The sequence below is a fragment of the Methanosarcina barkeri MS genome (assembly GCF_000970025.1).
Classification (GTDB): Archaea; Halobacteriota; Methanosarcinia; order Methanosarcinales; family Methanosarcinaceae; genus Methanosarcina; species Methanosarcina barkeri.
Genome location: NZ_CP009528.1, coordinates 463,234 through 483,159, shown reverse-complemented (window position 1 = coordinate 483,159; position 19,926 = coordinate 463,234). Strand labels below are relative to the sequence as shown.

Below are 19,926 nucleotides of genomic sequence, written 5' to 3'. Positions count from 1 at the left end.
AAGGAAGATATAGAAAAAAGTGAGATTTGGAGTAGAGAAAGAATGTTTGTGGAGAGTGAAAAAAACGTATCCAAACTAAAAAATTTTTGGGTAGAATTTTTCGCAGATCGGAGAGACGGTGGCCACAGATCTTCAGATGAGGAATTTATTTTCATGGAAGCAAAGGAAAAACTGTTCCATCTTGATGGGGGCAAAACCCTGCTTGACTTTGGATGCGGTGCAGGCGAGCTCCTGGTTTACTATGCGCCGGAATATGAACAGCTCGTAGGAGTTGATTTTTCCGAATCCATGCTTGATGAAGCAAGCAAAAAAATCAAGGAAAGAAAATATGATAATATATCGTTAATTCAGGCTGATGATAAAACTGTCTGGGACAAACTGGAATGTTCTTTTGATCGAATAACTGCAGCTGGAGTGATTCAGTTTTTTACATTGCAAGAACTTGATAGCTTTATCTCTAATGCATCAAATTACCTTAATAAAGGGGGTAAAATAGTGCTGTTTGACATACTTGACCCCCGTTTATATCCATTATGGAAAATGGGGCTATTCTCACAAGATGCTGACCTCTGGAAAATTTTACGCAAAATAGGTTTTGAGTTTAAAGTTATGTTATCTGCAAGCTTGAGTAATCGACCAAGAGATATTCTTGGGTTTGCCCACAACCCCTATGCAGTTAAAAAAATAGCAGATAGATATGGTTTTGAAACTATCTTTGTAAAATCAATGTATTATGAGTACAAGTATCATGCAATAATATCCCGAACTTCAGAGGCCCAGAAGGTTTAAGAATCAAATTTGTGCTGGCGCAATCCGCTTCAAGCAATAGTGTATGTCCATGAAATCTCTCTGAATTCCTTTATATGCTCTATTCCATTATGCTCTATTCCATATTATAAACATTCAATGTATACTCGAAAGGGCGCGAATTTAAGTGCAGTATTGTTTACTCTTTTGATAGCAAACTCCGATAGACAGTACAGATAGGTAGGGGCTTCAAAGCTCAACTATGTAAGTTCCTTGCGTAAGACACTGGAGGAGCATAAAATACTTTTTAACTTTTTATATTTTTATGATAATGTGCTTAAAAAGATGATCTTTAAGGGATATTTTTTCTACCTATTTTGACTGCATTCTGTCAAAAAAGCTGTGTCAGTACTGTGAAGAGAATTCTGAATTCAGAAAATGAGAATAAAATGAAAAATAAGTTATCTTGAGCGAAGTGAAAAGAACCGCGTAATCTTGAGGTGCAATTCGGGGAGTGGAGCGAAAAAGATGCGTATTGTTGCAATTATATTGCAATCTCAGAAAATCACGTATAAAAAGTAAAAAAGAAGACTATAGGCGTCAACCGATAGATGATACAAAAAGATGCATTGATCGGGAAGTTGCAAATAACCTTTATCTGCAACTCCTGATCATTGATATACTTCAGTGATATACTTCAGTGATATACTTCAGTGATATACTTCAGTGATATACTTCAGTGATATACTTCAGTGATATACTTCAGTGATATACTTCAGTGATATACTTCAGTGATATACTTCAGTGATATACTTCAGTGCTTAAATTACTTAGTCCAAATTACTTAGTCCAAATTACTTAGTCCAAATTTCTTATTCAATGTAGTACGTAACCTGTACTGACATTGAGACGGTAGACTCGCCTGGCTGAATTGGGGTGGACTCTGCTCCCTTTGCTGTTGTTGCCATATCGTATTCGTAAATTGCTCTGGAACCACTGTTGTCACTTACAGATGAAGTTTGCACGCCGGTTATCTTAGTTCCCAGGCTCTTAGCAAGCGTAGTGGCTTTAGAGGATGCATCTGCTACGGCTTCATTCATCAGGTCTTCACGAAGCTGTTTTTGTTTATCATCGGATACCGAGAATGAAATGCTTCCAATATCATTAGCTCCAGCGGCCGTGGACCTGTCAATGATCTCACTCAGGTTGTCAAGATTTTGGGTTGTGACCTGCACACTATTGGATGCAGAGTAACCTTTAATTGTTTGCGTATCATTTGCATCATAGTTGTATACCGGGGATACGGAAACATAAGATGTCTGTATTTCCTTGTCCTGCAATCCCGTTGCTTTGAGTTCTGCTATTACAGCGTTCATAAGGGCTGCGTTTTTATCTGTCGCTTCCTTTGCAGTTTCAGATTGAACTACAACACCAATGTTCAGTGTTGCCGTGTCAGGGATAACTTTCTGTTCAGCATATCCACTAATGGAAATCGTATTTTCCGTATTATTTTCGGACCCACTCTGTGAAATGGCATATATCGTTGCTGACATCAGCGCCAGAACAACTGATAGTGCAATGATAACGTAATAAAGCTTATTGTTTTTATTTTCCTGTGGCATTTTCACATACTCCTTTTTCAATCTTTGTTAACTGTGATTCAGCCAGTTTTAGCAAGTCATAAATGTACCCCTACATATTAAAGAATTACTTAAACTTCAACTACAGTCGCAGTTATGGCAGTCACACGATATTGAAAGAAAAATAGGTATACAGTAATGGAAAGAAGAGGGGTTGAAAAATAAGAATTCGAGATTTCCCGGCATCAACCGGCAGGTCATATTCAAAGGATTGTAACCATTTTCAAAATAAAATGATTTTTAATTCTAACTTCAGCACTAAATTTTGGTATCGTATCCACAGGAAAATAAAACGAAAAAAAAGTGAGAGCTTTAATCACTCCCACATTAGCTGTTTGTTTTGCACTATCCTTTAAAGAATACGTGAGAACAGACTGAACTTACTTTCTTGCTTTGACCTTCTCAAAGAGCTGTTTTAAGGTGTCCTCATTGCTCTTCGTGAACTCGAAAGGCGAGCTTGTAAAGGGTTCGAAGTGAACTGGCACATCGTCGAGCCTGTAGAAGGTCCCGTCACATTCCATAGCGTCAATGACTCCCGGAAGTACAATATCCGAAGCAGCTACGGTGGGGCAGGGAGCGATATCCACGCAGATCATAGGCATCTCAGCGAGTAAAGAAGCGCAATCTGCAGGGATGTGGCAGACAAGGTCAGCACACATTACAAGAGCTGCATCCACGTCCTTTTCTCGAAGCAAATCTACGGTTGTAAACTCTCCAGGATTATAACGCGGGTGTCCACGCATGAAGTCAAGTCCGAAGGGGTAGCCGTACATGTAGGCAGCGACCTGGTTAAAGCCTGCCACATTGCAGTGACCACGTAGAGCTCCAAGGGTGAACTTTGTGAAATTGTTCAGTTCTTTTACCAGGTTCATTGCAATTTCGGCATTTCTGTGTTTTCCGATGGATGAGGAAAGCCCGAGTCCCACTGAGATAGCTCCGAAGGTGCAGTTCTTCATCATATCGAGCATTTCTTCCATAACAGGGATAGGGACTCCTGTGATTTCTTCTACTGAAGGATGGGGAGTTTTTCCGTGAAGCAAGGTCATAAGTGCACTGATCAGTTCGTAATCCGAACCGGGTTTGAGCTGTACGTGCAGGTCGGATGCTTCAGCAGTTGGAGTTCTTCTCGGGTCTACAGTGATAACTGTCCTGTCAAAACGTCCGCGTTTTGTCCAGTAACCTCTCGGGAAAACTGCGTACCTTGACATCTGTCTCGGCATGGATTCAAGAGGATTAGTTCCCCAGTAAACTAGGAGATCAGCCCTGTTTTTCTTCTGACCTTCAGTTGCACCGACTTTTCCGGATTCCTGAATTCCCATAGCTGTTGGCCCGTGACAGATAGTGGCATTGGAATCAACAATTGCACCAAGGTATTCCCCTAGCTTGAGCCCTATTTCATGTGCCTCAGAAGAGGTTTCACTGCCCATGAAAAGCAGGGGACGCTTTGCTGAAACAAGAATATCGGCTGCTCTTTCAAGAGCTTCGTCCCAGGCAGAAGGTGTCAGTTTTCCGTCCTTCTTTATAAGGGGCTGCCTGAGACGGTGGGAACTTACAACTTCCTGAAATTTGGCATTTCCCATCTTACATGCGTTTTTAGCTTCAATCTTCCCGTCTCCGAATTCAACCTGGATATCGTCACAGGCTGCCCCACAGACCGGACAGACTATGTTTTTGTAAATCATACTCATTGACCTCCGATATAAACTTTCAATACTACATCTTCGGCGCTAAGAACCTCTTCATCAGTGGGCTCAATTATTACTGGGGCACCCTTATAGAGAGGAGAACCAGTGGAAAGAGTATCAGGATCTATGATAACATTCGACCAGATAGCCCTTGGCATAAAAACCTGCCCTGGCTGGACTGCATCCGTACATTTGGTATAAACTACAATCGAATGTTTCCCATTATGGCTTGTTACTTTCACTTTCTCAGGGGCGCATAGTGATGAAAAATCTACAGGAGATATCCAGCACGAGGCACATTCCATAGTGTACTCGTCTGTGAATTTGTCCCCACCTTTGGCAAGCCTGCCTTCATTAATCGTACTTCCGCTAATGAGTAATACTTCCATGATTCTCACCTCATAGCTCCGGGTTTGTGTCTGCAACCACGTAAAGCGTTCCTTTTGCCCGCTTGTTAATTGCATAGTCCCCTGTGAATTTCTTGAATTCCCCTATTAACTCAACCTCTCCGGATGTAACGCTATTTTCCATGGATACAAATTCGAAACCTGGGGAGAAGCGCTCGATTTTGCCTCCTATAACTATGGTGCCTCCTGCCATTTCAGCACCTACTCCACGAAGAGCGCTGCCTTTTACGAAGATGAGACCACCGTTCTGGCGAATTCCGCAGAAGCTTTTAACATCGCCTTCGACTATAATTTCACCACCGTCCATGCCGCCTCCGAGCTGGTGGCGTACAGAACCTTCAATAACGATGCGACCACCTTTCATGCCGTGCCATTTTCCTCTGTAAGCGCAGCCCACATGGTCTCCGGCATTGCCTTTTATGGTCAGGAGGCCGCCTGTCATTTCCATACCTGCCCAGGAATCGGCGTCTCCATAAACAACGATCTCTCCTCCTTTCATCTCGGTACCTACATGCATGCCAGCAGAACCTTCAATTTCGATTTTTCCTGCGCTCATGCCTTCCCCGATCCTTTTGACCCTCATTACGTCACCTTTTATGCGGATGAGTGTATCAGCTGCAGAAATGCCTGCACTGCCTGTTACTTCAAAAAAATCGGAGAGAGGATAGGTCTTTGGCCCCTGCCAGACGGACAGGTCTCCTATTTCTTCAGCACTTTTGCCTGCAAAAGAATCAGGAGTTATAACATCGGCTTCCAGTTTAATGTCAATCGCTTTTTTAGGAATAAGTATTACTTCTGCTATTTCTCCAGCACTTTCACCAGTAAATGAGCCAGGCTTTATAACTGCCTCAAGATTACTCTCAATTTCATTTTTATTAATAAGAACTCCCTCTGTCATTACCTCACCTCACAACGTTAATCTTTATGGGAGTCGGATTTTGTAGATACTTTTCTGGAGTTGGATAGTTAGCAAAGCCCAGAGTGTAGTACCTGAACCACTCCTTAACATCAGCCAGCATTTCCTTTTCCTGCTCGTCTTCTACATGTACTTCAGAATAATAAGTCCGCTTTTCAGGTACGGAAACAATATCGCCCTTCACAGATACAATTTCGCCACCCTTTACGGTGTATTCGGCCTTCCTGAAAGCCTGAAGTAGAGCTTCATAGTTGTTTGTGTCAAGCTGCTGTGGATTTATGTTATAGACTGTAACATCTCCATCAGCGCCCAATCCAAGAGAACCTTTTCTGTGAGCCATGCCAATTGTTTTAGCGGGATTTGCTCTGGTCAGAATCGCAAGGTCATAGAGGGAAAGTTCCCGGTTTATGCCTCCAAGTTCACTCCTGTCGTTTGCCCATTTGTGACATTCGCTGAAGGTCTGTTTCCTGAAAGCCTCAGACATGATCCAGGTCATAACCTCAGGATATTTCGTAAACGGACCACCATTGGGGCTGTCCGTGGTCATAATTGTCTTCCAGGGATCATTGATGAGCAGGAGACATTCAAGGCCCATTGCCCACTGGAGGCTGTGTACCGGATTGGCTTTGAAGTAAGTGAAGGGAATAACACCTGACCCACCCTCCATCTCAACGTCAGTATTAGACCATTTGTTTCCTGTAAGCTTGTACATATCCTGGATGGCAGGCCCATCTCCTGTCATAACCGTAGCTTCTCCGAAGGGAGTGCATCCACTATCGATTACTACATGATCTTTATTGTTGATGTATTCTGCAATATCTTTTACTCCGGATTCACAGTCTCTCCAGGAAGTGCCTGCAAAACTGTTAAACATCATGTGGGCGAGGTATACGGAACGGTTCCGTGAAGGGTCTATTTTGGTTTCAGCCCATTCCACATCCATGTCCTGCCTGGGCTTTACACCGTCGAGGATTTTGAGGGAATCCTTGGTAATTCCGTAGCAACCAGGATGTCCCAGGTTATTTGCATGCAGGTGAAGAGGTACAGGCATGCCGAGGAGTTCATTGACCTCGCTAAGCCCTTTTATAGTTTCTCTTGGGGTAATTTCGAAATGGATGTTGGCTTCATCAAGAGAATGTACGTTTTTACCCCAGCCCCAGTTTTCGACTCCTGCAGGGTTGACACATTTTATCCCATAGGACTTGTGAGTCTTCATCATCCAGGCCACATAAGCCGCAGCCTTTTCTATGTCCCCATCATGGAGATAGCGCATCAAAAAGAAGTTGTTTCCAAGTACCAGGTATCCTCCCATATCAAGGAGTGGAGTAGAACGCATCTCTTCATGGGTATGGCGAGCTTCAAGAGGGGGAATTGCAGCTTCAAAAACAGTTGTATAGCCCATTGCTGCGTAATCGTATCCCTGTTTGTAGACAGAGGGAACAGTGTAACCTGAGCCTGAATGGGTAAGTGAAGTTTTCTGGAGAGTTGTTTTATAATGATCTTCGGGACGCATCGACCTGCCAGCGTTAACCTTTGAACCTGCAACGTGAGAATGGGAGTCAACTCCACCAGGCATGACCGTCATACCAGAGGCATCAATAAACTTTGCATTTTTCAATTCAGCCGCAGAAAGCTCTCTTACAACTTTTCCGTCCTTGATGAAGATATCCATAATTTCCCCATTTATTTCATTGAGGGGATCAAAGACGTATCCGTTCTTAATTGCAATTGTTCCTGCCATTTATTCCACCTCTTTCTTTACAAGCCTGATTGCATCAACAGGACAGATCATGGCGCAGGCTCCATCTGCTCCACAGCGTTCCTGGTCTATGACTGAAATTCTTCCGTTTTTAACCCCTAGAAGAGCTTTTTCGTCCATGTTGTTCAGGTGCCCGGCTGCAAGTTCACAGTCAGAAAGGGCATTCACTGGACAGACTATTACACAGTTTCCACAGCCCAGGCATGCATTTTCATCCGTTTCCAGGCAGGTGCGGAGCAAAGCTTCCGGAACAGGGACTTCAAGCAGTTTTTTTTCAAGAACGCCTTTTTTCTCCATCTCCGGAAGAACTGCAGTTTTTCTGACATCTATGGCATCAACAGGGCAGGCAACCGCACAGGCTCCACAGTAAATGCAGGCATCCGGACGGTGAGTGAGCTTTTCGACTCTTTCCCCAGGTTTAGCTTTTTTATTGAAAATGGCATTTGCAGGACAGACTTCCACACAGGTGTGGCAGGTCTGGCAGACATCTTCATCCCTGGTCCAGCGCCCTTCAAAAGGCTTTTCTACAGAAATAGCATTCACCGGACAGACTGCTGCACACCAGCCGCAGTGGATACAGCATTCGGTATCAATATTGGTCTTGCCGACAAGTTGCAGTTTTCCATCTGCTGAAATTTCGCGGGTTACCTCAATACAGCCTTGAGGGCATATATCCTCACAAAGCCCACAGTGGACACAGCTTTCGTTTACTGACGTCGGCTTCATAGCCCTGAAAAGATAAGACGCGTCAGTGAGGATTTTTCCTTCCTGCTTCATTTCAAGAGCACCTGTGGGACAAACTTTCGCACAAATTCCACAGACAAGGCAGGCTTCACTGTCTTTCATTTCCAGAAAATCCGCATCTAACAAACCTCTTGTTATAGCTCCAACAGCTCCAACTGCCAGGTTGCCTTTGGGGCATGCCTGTACGCAGGTCCCACAGCCAATGCATTTTTCGGGGAAATAGATCAGCTGCTTGTCTTTTTTTTCGGCAAAGACAGACAATCGCATATCTTCTTCCATTTTGCTTACCTCTCAACGTTATTCTGTGCAACCGCCGCACAGCAGCTCGTTATCATGTTGAATGAACATTTCACCGCAATTTTTACAGCAAAGTATCCGCTTTTTTCTTCGAACAGGAACCTCAAGGTCCACAAATTTCCAGGAATACACTTTATCTCCCGCAGCCAGGAGGATTGGTAAAACCTCCGTATGAGGGAGTTTTTCAGTGTTCAGGAACCAGGCGTGGAGTTTGGGATAATCCTTCGTTTTTTCAGGGTCGAGGATAATTCGGATACCTTTTATGCTTTTAGCTCCTTCAGGCGCCTGTTTATTTACCGTGACCGCCATCTTCCCATAGTTCATTATCTTTAACCCATTATTTCCGATGGTAGCTCCAGCAAGGATCTGGAATGGGTCAGGCATGCAGCTTTTTGTTTCGCAGGTCACGTATATGCGTTCCCCTTCCCGAACATCGAGCTCCCGTCTTGCGATATTGAGCATCTGGATACCGATTAACGCCCCAGAGGTAAGGAAGCCGTGAAAGGGAACTACTTTTTCAATCTGTGAAAGTAGTTCTGGATCCTTTACCTGCTTCAGAATCGTCTCCATCTGGTGTTTTTCTTCATTTGAATTTTTATGCAATATTTGTACACCACCGTGGGTTTCACCGTTATGTTTAAATAAACATAACGCTAAAGATATTAAGTACCAATAGGATGAATTTAAGACAGCCAGGTTATCTAGAGGAATTATATTGTCAGGACTTACACGGTTGAAACGTGGATAGTGTTAAACCTTTAACTGTCTAAACCTCCTCTGTAATTACGACTTATTGTGCGTGATTTCGTCTCGCAAGCGCACAAGTCCTAAGTCCTAATTCTTTAAATTCCAACATAACGCAGAAGGATACAGTGTATTTATAGGTAACTTTATAAGTAACTTTTTTACAGGAACTTACTTATTTTCATTTTATATCGGGGCGAAATTCCAATATAAGGGATAGAACCTAATATTGGCCGGCCACAGAAAAAAAACACCAGCCTGAGCTCTATAGCTTCCAGATATGTAACGCTCAACATATCTATAAAAACGGAAGACAGAACTTTCGCGCTCAATATATATAAACATATATTTTATAAAATTATCGATGAAAATAGGGATTTCCTGTTAAAAAAGGACAATATAGAGGAATTCTTTTTTAAAGTTTGGATAAGACGTGCTCTACATACATTATATTTTAAAGCGTACCTATTTAAAGCAGATATAAACAGAGACAAATAATTAATAAGGGTAAAACGAGGGCAAAAATTGAAATTTGCCCACGTTGCTTGCCCCAATAAAAAATGTAAATTTCATTAGGACTTACGCAGTTGAACTAAAAAATCAACAGCACCAGACCACTAACTGTTTAAAATGGAACTTTAATCCACAGCCGTTGCCGTAATTGATTTTGTTTCTCAAGTGTATAAGTCCTATTTCATATGATTCCTAGAGAGAAATTTTCACTCATGTTCAGGTTTTAGTTGCAGGGTTAAGGAGCATGTTAAGTTCTTCATCCTTAAGGTCATAGTGGAAGAATTCTGAGTAGAACTCACGTGTCAGCTTGGAGAGGTCCATATCTGCGAAAAGATCCGGATACAGCAGTTTTGCAGTCCAAGCAGTTCCCAGGATAAGGTGAGGACCCTGAGGTCTGTCAATCCAGCAGAAAGGATTCTGAGGAGCGAGATATACTTTCTTATTTTTCACAGCATCTATACTTGCCCAGAGAGAATCAGAGTAAACTGTCGAATAGAACTGTGGATTTGAGGTAATAATTATCTCAGGGTTCCAGTTCATGACCTGTTCTATTGAGACTTGAGTCATGCCGCTTCCGGACGTAAGGGGACAGTCGGCAACGTTGACACCTCCGCAGATATCAATTACCTGAGAATGTTGCGAGCCTGAAGGATCGGTCATCAGACCTTTAGGGCCTTCGGCATAGTAAACCCGTACTTTTTTATCTTCAGGAATATCTTTTACAGTGTTATTTATCTCACTAAGGATTGAACTGCGGAATTCAATCAGTTTTTTTGCCTGGGCTTCACAATTAAGCAGCTTGCCCACATATTCGATAGTAGGATCGGATTGTGTCACAAAAAGAATAGAATCATTAATAGCTACCACTGGAATGCTGCCGAGATTTTCCTGCCTGCGTTCTATAGCTTCATTAGTTTCTCCATTTGTGGCTGTGCTTTCAATAACAATGTCAGGATGCATATCAATTATAGTTTCATAATTTCCGGTCTTGCTTCCTAACCAGTTTCCTATTACAGGTAGATTTGAGTAATTTTCATCCATGAAGGGTTGGGTGAAATTTTGTTTGGAGTTCCAGCCTACAAGTTTATCTGGTGCAAGCATATACACAAGGATAGCGGAAGGTGAAGAAGTACCTATAATCGAGGATATTTCCACAGGCACAGTTAACTGCCTTCCCAGCATGTCGGTGATTTGCACGGTACTTGAATTCTGAAGCTCAGTGCTTGAGTTTGGTTCAGCCTGTTGATCCGTATTTTCTACACATCCACAGAGCATAACAACTGGAAGCAGGAGGGAGAGAAGCACTATAGTATGTATTTTTCGATTCATAGAAACGCCTGACACACTTTTGATTATTTAGCTGTTATGTTCAAACAAACATAATGCATATAGAGGTTTTACCCTGTAAAAATATACGCAAGGTTGCAGGATATGTATAATTAATGATTGAGGAACGTCTATGGTGTTATTAGAATTCTGAAACAGAGTATTTATAGGAAAACAGTTACCTATTTCCTATAACCTATATATATACTTTATTGTACTTCGGCCGCCTTTCCACAGATGACCGTTAAATTTTGCAATACTCCTTACTATCGTTTTTTGAAAAATTCCATGTTTACTCAAACGTATGTTTTTGATATTTTCCAAAATTTTCAGCCAAGATTTTCAGTTTTTTGCCTCCGTTGAAACCTTCCAGTAGCCATTTCCCTGGGCTTCAGTTACGAAGATTGCTGTTAAGTAAAAAATAAACAGAGATAAACTCTTTTTTTATATTTTTTTAAAATTTAACTATACTTAATATTATTAAAAAATATTTTTATTACAAATAGTATTACAAAATAGAAAATTATTAATCATAAGATAATTAAGTACCTGTTAATGTCTTCTTCAGAAATCCAGATTAAAGAAATGGTAGCCCATAAATGGGACCTTGCATCCGAGACTTTTGATACACATGCAGGACACGGGATCCAGACTCAAAAAGAAAGAGACGCCTGGAAGCAGGCATTCTTGAAGGTCTTCCCGGAAAAAAGTTTGAAAATTCTCGACGTTGGCTGCGGGACAGGAGAATTAAGCTTACTGTTTGCTGAGATGGGGCATGAGGTTGCAGGAATTGATATTTCCGGACAAATGCTGAAAATCGCAAAAGCAAAGGCTGAAGCCTGTGGAGCTGACATAATCTTTAGGGAGGGAGATGCAGAAAACCCTCCTTTTGATACATCTTCTTTTGACATTGTGTTTAGCCGTCATCTTCTCTGGACGCTCCCTAATCCGAAAGTAGCCGTGGAGAACTGGAACAGAATTCTGCGGAAAAATGGGAAAGTCGTGATTGTTGATGGAGTCTGGGACAGCGGCACCCTGGGATCCAGGGCTCGCAAAAATGCAGGTGATCTTTTGACCCTGCTTCTTGAAAGAAAAAATCCCCGAAAAGGACACTCGGACTATTCTGATGAACTCAAAGCCAGGCTCCCGCATTTCGGAGGAGCTCCGCTTGAAAAAGTAAAGGAGTACCTTTTGAATTCAGGCTTTGAAAATATCCAGATTCTTGACCTGAAAGAAGTAAGAGATGCTCAGAAAGAGAAGATGCCGTTAGGTGAACGAATTGTACGCAGTTATCAGTACTACCTCATCTGCGGCCGAAAATAATATTCATTAAAAAAGATGGTGTTCCGAAATGAAAAATAAAAACTCCCCCTTGATTATATTGTTAATTATCCTGCTGACCTGCGCTATCCTGACGACTTCCGGGTGCAGCAGTACAGAAAATGAAGCGGAAGATGCAGTCTCCGGGATGGAAGCTACCTCAGGATCAGATAGCGCTTCCCAGACAGCAGGAGGCTCTGAAAATAATACACTCGTGCTTGGAGAAATGTGGGATATAGAATCGATCAATCCCATTGATGGCGATGCTGGAACTTTGATCTGCGAGAAAGCTGCAGTAACCGAAACGCTTGTTGGCGCCAATGAAAATTTCTCTCTTAAGCCAGGGCTTGCGACCTCCTGGAAACAGCTTGATGAAGACACATGGGAATTCAAGCTAAGAAATAATGTTACTTTCCATGACGGAAGTGAAATGACTGCAAAAGAAGTGAAATTCACTCTGGAAAAAGTAATCTCGGAAAATCCGAAAGTTGCTTCCATGCTAAATATAGATTCTATAGAAGCAGTTGATAATTATACTATTAAAATCAAAACCAAGGAAATTAACCCAATTCTTCCTGGAATTCTCCACTATCCGGATACTGCTATAATAAGTCCTTCTTCTTATGACGAAAAAGGAGAATTCGTAAAACCTGTTGGAACAGGCCCCTATAAATTTGAATCCTTTGATGATCAGACCAGGACACTTACTGTCGTGAAAAATGAAAACTGGTGGGGAGGGAAAGTTGGTCTTGATAAAATGATCATTAAAGGGATACCTGACCCTAACACAAGAGCAATGGCAATCGAAAATGGAGAACTTGACTTTACTGTCGATGTGCCATATAGTGAAACTGACAGGATTAACGCTATAGATGGCATTAATGTGGAGAAGTACAAAACTCCCAGAGTCTATAAAATTGACCTTAATCTAAAGCATGAACCCCTTGAAGATGTACGAGTAAGGCAGGCTATGTCCTATGCCATTAACAGGTCTGACATTGCAGAAAATGTGCTATATAATGTAGGAGAAGCTGCCGGTGGACCTTTCCTGCCAACAATGGTTTGGGCAAATAAGAGTCTAAAGCCCTACAGTCAGAACCTTAAGAAAGCTGATGAGCTCCTGACAGCTGCAGGCTGGGTGGATACTGATGGGGACGGGATAAGGGATAAGGACGGAAAACCCCTCAAGCTCAACCTGATGACTTATGCTGCAAGGCCTGGACTTCCCCCAATGGCTGAAGCTATAACTGCCCAACTGAAAGAAGCAGGTATAGATGCCGAAACCGAAGTGCTGGAAATGGGGTCAATAGATGACAGAAGAGAAAAGGGCAACTGGGACCTCTACCTCGCCGCTTACAATATTGCAATGGTCCCTGATCCGGAATATATTCTTACGAACTGGTACATGACAAATGGCACTGATAATGGGCCTGGATACTCCAATCCGAAAGTAGATGCTCTGATAAAGGAAGCCAGAAAAATCACGGACCTGAATGAACGCTATAAAAAGTTCAATGAGGTAGAATCTATCGTTTATGATGAACAGCCCATGATCATAGTGGCTTACTACGGCTGTGCAATCGTGAAAAAAGATTATGTAAAAGGATATGTTTTCGACCCTACAGCCCACGACTACCGCATAAATGCGGACATGCATTTGGAAAATAAAAGCTGAAGGGATTTTCAGGGAAGGGTCTGGATTTTTCAGACTCTAACCCTGGATCCATATTCACTCAAAGTAATACGGATAGATAGGCTTCCTTGCTTTATGTCCGAATTGAGGAAAAAACATGAAATATTTCATAAAAAGGGTAGGTTTCATGGCACTTACGCTTTTTGCAGTTTGTGCTTTGACCTTTTTCCTTATGAACGTAATTCCGGGAGGTACGGCTGAGTTAGTCCTCAAACACACATTCGTGGGCCTGGAAGAAAGCGTAACAGACGAACAGCTTAACCAGATTTCAGATAGATACGACCTGGATGATCCTCTTTACCTGCAGTTTTTCAAATGGGTTAAAGAAGCAGTATTGAAAGGGGACATCGGAACCTCCTATGTTTTCAAAAAGCCAGTCCTTTATCTTCTCGCTTTACGCCTTCCAGCAACTATTCAGCTCGCAGTGGTGAGTATGTTAATTGCAATACTTGCAGGAGTAAGCCTGGGAATTTACTCGGCCCTCAGGGAAAACAAGATTTCGGATCACATTCTTAGGATTGTGACTCTCTTTGGAGTTTCAATGCCCGGTTTCTGGGTAGCCTTGCTTCTTATCCTGATATTTTCCCTGAAGCTGAAACTCGTGCCTGTGACAGGGTACGGGAGCCTGGAAAATCTACTTTTGCCTGCTACAGCTCTTTCTCTTCATTCCGTTGCTGCTGTTATGAGGGTTACAAGGACAAGCATGCTTGAAACCCTGGGACAGGAGTATATCAGGTTTGCAAAAGCCAAAGGGCTTCCTATATGGAAAATCGTAAGCAGGCATGCCCTTAAAAATGCCATGCTTCCTGTTATCACTGTTATTGGTTTTCAGATGGGAAGCTTGCTTGGAGGAACCGTTGTGATTGAAAAGATCTTTGCCTGGCCAGGGATAGGAAGCCTTCTTGTGGACTCAATTTCTGCCAGGGATTTGCCTGTGGTCCAGGGCTGTGTGCTTGCGATCGTTACGATGTTCCTCTTTGTGCATTTCTTTGTGGATATTCTCTATACGCATCTGGACCCACGGATAAGGTACGGCTGATACTATGGACAATGTATTTGCTAATAAGTTAAGAAAAAAGAATTTCTCGCTTCCAGAAGCTTACGGAAGTCAATTTGCAAAAAGAGTTTTTCAAAGAAAAGATATGCTTTTTGCACTGGCAGCCCTTTTGCTTTTTGCCGGGCTTGCCATTTTTGCTCCCCTACTTTCCCCTTACGACCCCAATGCAATTGACCTGAAGAACAAGAATCTGAGCCCTTCAGAGGAGCACATCCTGGGTACCGATTACCTCGGAAGGGACCTCCTGAGCCGAATTCTGATAGGAGCCAGGACTTCCCTTTCAATTGCTTCAGGAGTAGTGCTGATTTCCCTGTTTCTGGGAACTGCTGCGGGCTGTGCAGCAGGCTATTATGGAGGCTTTGTGGATGAAAGCATCTCCAGGGTTATAGATATCTTCCTTTCTTTTCCAGGGATCATCTTTGCTCTAACTATTATGGGGGCACTCGGGACCGGAGTTTTCAACCTGATGCTTGCCCTCTCTATAGTCCAGTGGGCAAAGTACGCCAGGATGATGCGGGGGCAGGTCCTTTCAATCAAAAAACAGGAGTTTGTCCTTTCTGCTGTAACAGAAGGGGCCGGAGATTTCTACATAATCCGCAAGCATATTGTGCCCAATGCCATAGCCACTCTTCTCGTGCTGGCCACAATAGATTTCGGACATGTAATTCTCTCTATTGCTACACTGAGTTTCCTCGGAATAGGACTGCCTGCAGATGTGCCTGAATGGGGAGCAATGCTTTCTGCAGGAAAGGAATTCATGAGGACAGCTCCTTACCAGACGATCTTTCCAGGGCTTGCCATAACCTTTATTGTTATCATTTTCAGCATTCTTGGAGACGGTATGAGAGATATCCTTGACCCGAACCACGATGGAGGCGAAATCGATTGAGTCTGCTTGAAATAAGAGACCTTTCGGTTGAATTTCCTGCGGGGGAGAACACTGTAAAAGCAGTTTCTCACGTTTTCTTTGAGATAAGGGAAGGAGAGACTTTTGGGGTAATTGGAGAAAGCGGGTCAGGGAAATCTGTTATTGGTCTTTCCCTGCTGAGGCTGCTTCCGGCAAATGCGATTGTTTCGGGAACAGTGTTTTTTCATGGACAGGACATTTTTTCTCTTAGACCTTCAGAACTCAGAAAAATCCGGGGGAAACGCATTTCCCTCATGCCTCAGAATCCCGCTGGAGCCCTGAACCCAGTTCTGAAAAACCGGCTTCAGATAGAGGAGGTTTTCGAAGAAAGAGGAGTTAACAAAAAAGAGGGAATGAAAAAATCGCTGAAGCTTATGAAAAAACTTCTTTTGAGAGATCCCGAAAAACTTTGTGATCTCTATCCCCACCAGCTGTCTGGAGGCATGAGGCAGCGGTTGATCGCTTGCATGTCTCTTTCTTTTGAGCCCGAACTTGTAATTGCGGATGAACCTACAAAAGGGCTGGACCCCGAGGCAAAGGAAGGAGCAGTGGAGCTTTTCACTAAGATTAAAAAAGAGTATGGGAAGACAATGCTCCTGATCACCCATGACCTTGATCTGGCTCTTGAGGTTTGCGACAGGATAGCTGTGATGTATGCAGGAGAGATTGTGGAACTGGATGAAGCTTCAAAGGTATTGAACACACCCTCGCATCCCTATACAAAAGGGCTTATTCGAGCTCAACCGAGGAACGGGCTTGTTCCCCTGAGCGGGCAGAGCCCAAGCAGGATAGACCTTCCTGAGGGCTGCTTTTTCCATGAGAGATGCAGGTACTCGAGTATTGAGTGTTTCAGAAAACACCCTGAAATGAAAAAACATAACGGAGGGTGGATCAGATGTCACTTCCAGTCCTTGCAGTAGACGAACTGGCAATGAGCTTTGGGACTCTGGAGGTGTTCACAAACGTCAGTTTTTCAGTATCTCGCGGAGAAACCCTGGGACTTTTCGGAAAAAGCGGGTCCGGAAAAACCACTATTGGCAAATGTATTGTAGGGCTTGAAAGACCCACAGGGGGAGAAATCCGGGTTCAGGAAGCGAATATACTGAATATGAGAAAAAAAGAGTTCCGGAAACTGCGCCCTAAAATCCAGATGATTTTCCAGCACCCTGAGACTTCTCTTGACCCTCGTATGAAAGCTTTTGAGAACCTAATAGAGCCCCTTAAACTCCATTCCGGGCTGAAGCAAGATGCCCTCCTGAAGCGGGGAGAGGAACTGGCAGAGCTTACAGGGCTGCTTCCTGAACACCTTGCTCGTTATCCGATCCAGCTCAGCGGAGGGGAAATCCAGAGGATAGTACTTGCAAGGATCATGGCTTTATCTCCTGATTTTATAGTTGCTGACGAGCCGACTTCTATGCTTGATGTTTCAGTGCAGGCACAGATTCTGCGCCTTATGCAGAAGCTTCAGAGGGAGACAGGCGTTTCCTACCTGCTGATCTCGCATGACCTTGAGGTGTTAAGGAAGGTCTGCCACAGGATTGCCTATCTCGATAACGGGACCATTACCTCGATTGAAAACATAAAGAGAGTTGTTAAAATATGACCATTCAGGAAAACCAGATCAAACAGACCATTGCCCGCATATGGGATGTTTCATCCGAGACCTATGACAGCAATGAAGGGCATGGGATTAAGAGTGAAGCTGAAAGAGAAGCCTGGAAAAAAGTGTTTAAAAACCTGCTTCCTCCGGGCAGGTTGAAAGTGCTTGACGTAGGCTGCGGGACATGCGAAATCGGGCTGTTGTTTGCTGAAATGGGACATCATGTTACAGGCCTTGACCTTTCAAAAAAAATGCTTGCAAAAGCCAGGGAAAAAGCTTCCAGAAGAGGGTTTGACAGTGTTTTCAAAAAAGGGGATGCTGAGGCTCCTCCTTTTAAGGCAGGGTCATTTGATGTAGTTGTCAACCGCCACCTCCTCTGGACCCTTCCGCACCCTGATACTGCGGTCCAGAACTGGAAAAAAGTGCTTGTGGAAGGAGGAAAGCTTATTGTTATCGATGGAGTCTGGAATGACGGTTCAATCGAAACAAACGCAAGGAGACTTGTAAGTGATTTCTGCACTTTGCTTGTTGAAAGAAGGAATCCCAGAAAAGGAAATTACTCTAAGGAGATAGACAGCGAACTTCCAAACAGGCATGGAGTCTCTCCTGAAAAAATGCTTGAATATTTCAGGGCTGCCGGATTCAAAAATATAAAAGACATCGACCTGAAAGATATCATGGATCTTCAGAGAGAGAATATGCCATTCAGGAAACGAATAGCCTACAGTTACAAGTACCATTTAATCTACGGGGAAAAGTGAACCTGAAGGAAATGTGGAAATAAAATGAAAACAGGATTATAGGCAGGAGTCAATATTCATAGGCTATTTAAATCGAGAAACAAAGAGACCCGTATAGGAGGGAATAGATGGGCATAAAGGAAGAAGTTTACGAACAGATTATTGAAATACTTAAAGATGCAAAATTTCCCATAAATACGATGGATGAGTTGATTGCTGCCTTGCCTGAAGGGCTTGACACCACAGGCAGAATCGGTGGTGCTGAAGTTACTGCAAGAGAGGCGGAAGGCCTGATTACTGAAAAGGATTTTCCGTTGAAAGACGCAAAATATGTGGCAGATCTATTGATCGAAAGAGCCGGACTTTAATTTGACTTATTCAGATCCAGTAAAAGGCAAAACGAGTATAATGAGAATAGCGCTTATAAAAAAAAATCAGTTTTTCCAAATTCAGAACAAATAAGTAGATCCCAGATAGTTTTAATAATATATACGTAACAGGGAATGAAGCAGAAAAAAATGAATATATTTATAATAAGAGAGCTTATATTTAAGAAAGAATTACGCACTTGAACTGAGAAGAAGGAATTACGCACTTGAACTGAGAAATCAACGGCATGAAGTATTAAAATATATGAATATATATGCTCATACAGGTCAATTCATGCTTTTATTTGTCCCTCAAGCGCGTAATTCCCGGAAGGAAATTACCTGGCAGTGTTGCAAGTTTGCTGTAAATTCAAGTTAAGTTTTTGTATGCTATGGATGGAATTGATCTGCACATATCGAATTTTCCATCCGATAACTTCTAGAAACTTATCATTTTACAGAAAATTGGCACACTGTCTTTTATAGCCACCTTTTATATTTTTATGTTATAGTCAGTTTTTACTGCCTTTATTTATTAAATTTTTGTTCCAGAACTTTGTAGTTATTTAAACAGTTATTGTATTTGGTTTCCCATGTTTTATATTTGCTTAGACATTTATTATATTTGGTTAAAAAGCTGTTATAGTTCTTGAGCCAGTTCTGATACTCTTTGTCAGTTTTATTTTTCTTGCTCAATTTCTTTTTCTGTGTTTCAAGCTTCTGTTTTTCTTTTTCACACTGAGCTTTCTCTTTTAATATTACTATTTTTTCATTTTCCAATTTAGCCTTCTCTGTATCTAACTTTGCCTTCTCTACTTTATATGTATCATTTGACCCTGCACTTACTGATGCAACTGTCAATGACATTACAAAAAAGACCAGTGTAAACATACACATGAGCTTTTTTATTCCGTCAAATGTTTTCTTTCCCATAGTACTATCCTACTTTTGTTTTTAATTTAATGTGTTTAATATAATTTGTCCTGATTTTGTTTTTATTTACAAGGGACTCATGCATATGAGGTTCAGAATAAATCACGAATGAATCTGCCATACTTTGATGAATCTGCCATACTTTGATGAATCTGCCATACTTTGATTTGAATGGTTTGCAGATTCGTGCTATTGATTTCTCAGTTCAATAGCATAAGTCCTATTGTTTTATTGTCTTCTAATTTTCCTGCCAACCATCAACGGTTGACATACCTTGAATTAGCTGGAAAAAATATATACATACTTACATGCATAAGGAAATTATAAAATTTAAATTTATAAAAAAAGCTTTATAAGGTATATAATTTGAAATATAACCTTTAATGTGAGGATTAATCCATACTGGAAGCCTTAAAAGTCATATAATTTTAAAAAAAAGGGAATTTTCCGAAAACAGGTATCTTTCAACTACCAGTATCATTTGATCTGCGGAAAGATATTCGATAATGGAAATTACTCAAAATTAATAA

Annotated in this window: 18 protein-coding genes; 9 read left to right on the top strand and 9 right to left on the bottom strand. The window is 42.1% G+C overall.

The features are described 5' to 3' along the window. Nucleotides 1-42 precede the first annotated feature (42 nt). Nucleotides 43-789, top strand: a complete 747-nt coding sequence (locus MSBRM_RS02075; RefSeq protein ID WP_048120214.1) for a class I SAM-dependent methyltransferase — start codon at nucleotides 43-45, stop codon at nucleotides 787-789. Between the two features lie 830 nt (nucleotides 790-1,619). Here the strand turns inward: MSBRM_RS02075 and MSBRM_RS02070 are convergent. The 8 genes from MSBRM_RS02070 to MSBRM_RS02035 form a co-directional block, all read right to left on the bottom strand. Beyond that, nucleotides 1,620-2,369 (bottom strand): SIMPL domain-containing protein, encoded by a 750-nt coding sequence (locus tag MSBRM_RS02070; protein ID WP_048120215.1) that lies wholly within the window; start codon nucleotides 2,367-2,369, stop codon nucleotides 1,620-1,622. Nucleotides 2,370-2,767: 398 nt separating this feature from the next. Further along, nucleotides 2,768-4,069 carry a formylmethanofuran dehydrogenase subunit B gene (locus MSBRM_RS02065; protein ID WP_048120216.1) on the bottom strand — a complete coding sequence of 434 codons (1,302 nt, stop codon included), beginning with the start codon at nucleotides 4,067-4,069 and terminating at the stop codon, nucleotides 2,768-2,770. 2 nt (nucleotides 4,070-4,071) lie between these two features. Then, nucleotides 4,072-4,461, bottom strand: a complete 390-nt coding sequence (locus MSBRM_RS02060; protein WP_048123192.1) for a molybdopterin dinucleotide binding domain-containing protein — start codon at nucleotides 4,459-4,461, stop codon at nucleotides 4,072-4,074. A gap of 10 nt (nucleotides 4,462-4,471) precedes the next feature. After that, entirely contained in the window at nucleotides 4,472-5,377 is a 906-nt protein-coding gene (locus MSBRM_RS02055; RefSeq protein WP_048154347.1) for a formylmethanofuran dehydrogenase subunit C, read from the bottom strand. Nucleotides 5,378-5,381: 4 nt separating this feature from the next. After that, nucleotides 5,382-7,136 (bottom strand): formylmethanofuran dehydrogenase subunit A, encoded by a 1,755-nt coding sequence (locus MSBRM_RS02050; RefSeq protein ID WP_048120219.1) that lies wholly within the window; start codon nucleotides 7,134-7,136, stop codon nucleotides 5,382-5,384. Then, nucleotides 7,137-8,177 carry a 4Fe-4S binding protein gene (locus tag MSBRM_RS02045; protein ID WP_048120221.1) on the bottom strand — a complete coding sequence of 347 codons (1,041 nt, stop codon included), beginning with the start codon at nucleotides 8,175-8,177 and terminating at the stop codon, nucleotides 7,137-7,139. It lies immediately after the preceding gene. An 18-nt stretch (nucleotides 8,178-8,195) separates the two neighbouring features. After that, on the bottom strand, nucleotides 8,196-8,798 hold the full coding sequence (locus tag MSBRM_RS02040; protein WP_048120223.1) for an FmdE family protein: 603 nt from the start codon (nucleotides 8,796-8,798) through the stop codon (nucleotides 8,196-8,198). Nucleotides 8,799-9,668: 870 nt separating this feature from the next. Further along, nucleotides 9,669-10,781, bottom strand: a complete 1,113-nt coding sequence (locus MSBRM_RS02035; RefSeq protein WP_048120225.1) for an iron ABC transporter substrate-binding protein — start codon at nucleotides 10,779-10,781, stop codon at nucleotides 9,669-9,671. Nucleotides 10,782-11,333: 552 nt separating this feature from the next. Between MSBRM_RS02035 and MSBRM_RS02030 the strand changes: the two genes are divergently transcribed. The 8 genes from MSBRM_RS02030 (at nucleotide 11,334) to MSBRM_RS01995 (ending at nucleotide 18,463) form a co-directional block, all read left to right on the top strand. After that, nucleotides 11,334-12,101 carry a class I SAM-dependent methyltransferase gene (locus MSBRM_RS02030; RefSeq protein ID WP_048154343.1) on the top strand — a complete coding sequence of 256 codons (768 nt, stop codon included), beginning with the start codon at nucleotides 11,334-11,336 and terminating at the stop codon, nucleotides 12,099-12,101. Between the two features lie 28 nt (nucleotides 12,102-12,129). Then, entirely contained in the window at nucleotides 12,130-13,773 is a 1,644-nt protein-coding gene (locus MSBRM_RS02025) for an ABC transporter substrate-binding protein (protein ID WP_048154340.1), read from the top strand. A gap of 115 nt (nucleotides 13,774-13,888) precedes the next feature. Then, on the top strand, nucleotides 13,889-14,830 hold the full coding sequence (locus MSBRM_RS02020; RefSeq protein ID WP_048120231.1) for an ABC transporter permease: 942 nt from the start codon (nucleotides 13,889-13,891) through the stop codon (nucleotides 14,828-14,830). 4 nt (nucleotides 14,831-14,834) lie between these two features. After that, on the top strand, nucleotides 14,835-15,737 hold the full coding sequence (locus tag MSBRM_RS02015; RefSeq protein ID WP_048154337.1) for an ABC transporter permease: 903 nt from the start codon (nucleotides 14,835-14,837) through the stop codon (nucleotides 15,735-15,737). Beyond that, on the top strand, nucleotides 15,734-16,675 hold the full coding sequence (locus MSBRM_RS02010; RefSeq protein ID WP_048154334.1) for an ABC transporter ATP-binding protein: 942 nt from the start codon (nucleotides 15,734-15,736) through the stop codon (nucleotides 16,673-16,675). The genes MSBRM_RS02015 and MSBRM_RS02010 overlap by 4 nt, the downstream gene beginning before the upstream one ends. Then, nucleotides 16,651-17,358 carry an ABC transporter ATP-binding protein gene (locus tag MSBRM_RS02005; protein WP_048154332.1) on the top strand — a complete coding sequence of 236 codons (708 nt, stop codon included), beginning with the start codon at nucleotides 16,651-16,653 and terminating at the stop codon, nucleotides 17,356-17,358. The genes MSBRM_RS02010 and MSBRM_RS02005 overlap by 25 nt, the downstream gene beginning before the upstream one ends. Next, complete coding sequence (locus MSBRM_RS02000) at nucleotides 17,355-18,116, top strand: class I SAM-dependent methyltransferase (protein ID WP_048154328.1); 762 nt, start codon at nucleotides 17,355-17,357, stop codon at nucleotides 18,114-18,116. The genes MSBRM_RS02005 and MSBRM_RS02000 overlap by 4 nt, the downstream gene beginning before the upstream one ends. Nucleotides 18,117-18,223: 107 nt before the next feature. Beyond that, nucleotides 18,224-18,463, top strand: a complete 240-nt coding sequence (locus tag MSBRM_RS01995; protein WP_048120240.1) for an MTH865 family protein — start codon at nucleotides 18,224-18,226, stop codon at nucleotides 18,461-18,463. Nucleotides 18,464-18,991: 528 nt separating this feature from the next. Here MSBRM_RS01995 and MSBRM_RS01990 read toward each other — a convergent pair. Then, nucleotides 18,992-19,396 (bottom strand): hypothetical protein, encoded by a 405-nt coding sequence (locus tag MSBRM_RS01990; RefSeq protein ID WP_048154326.1) that lies wholly within the window; start codon nucleotides 19,394-19,396, stop codon nucleotides 18,992-18,994. Nucleotides 19,397-19,926 lie beyond the last annotated feature (530 nt).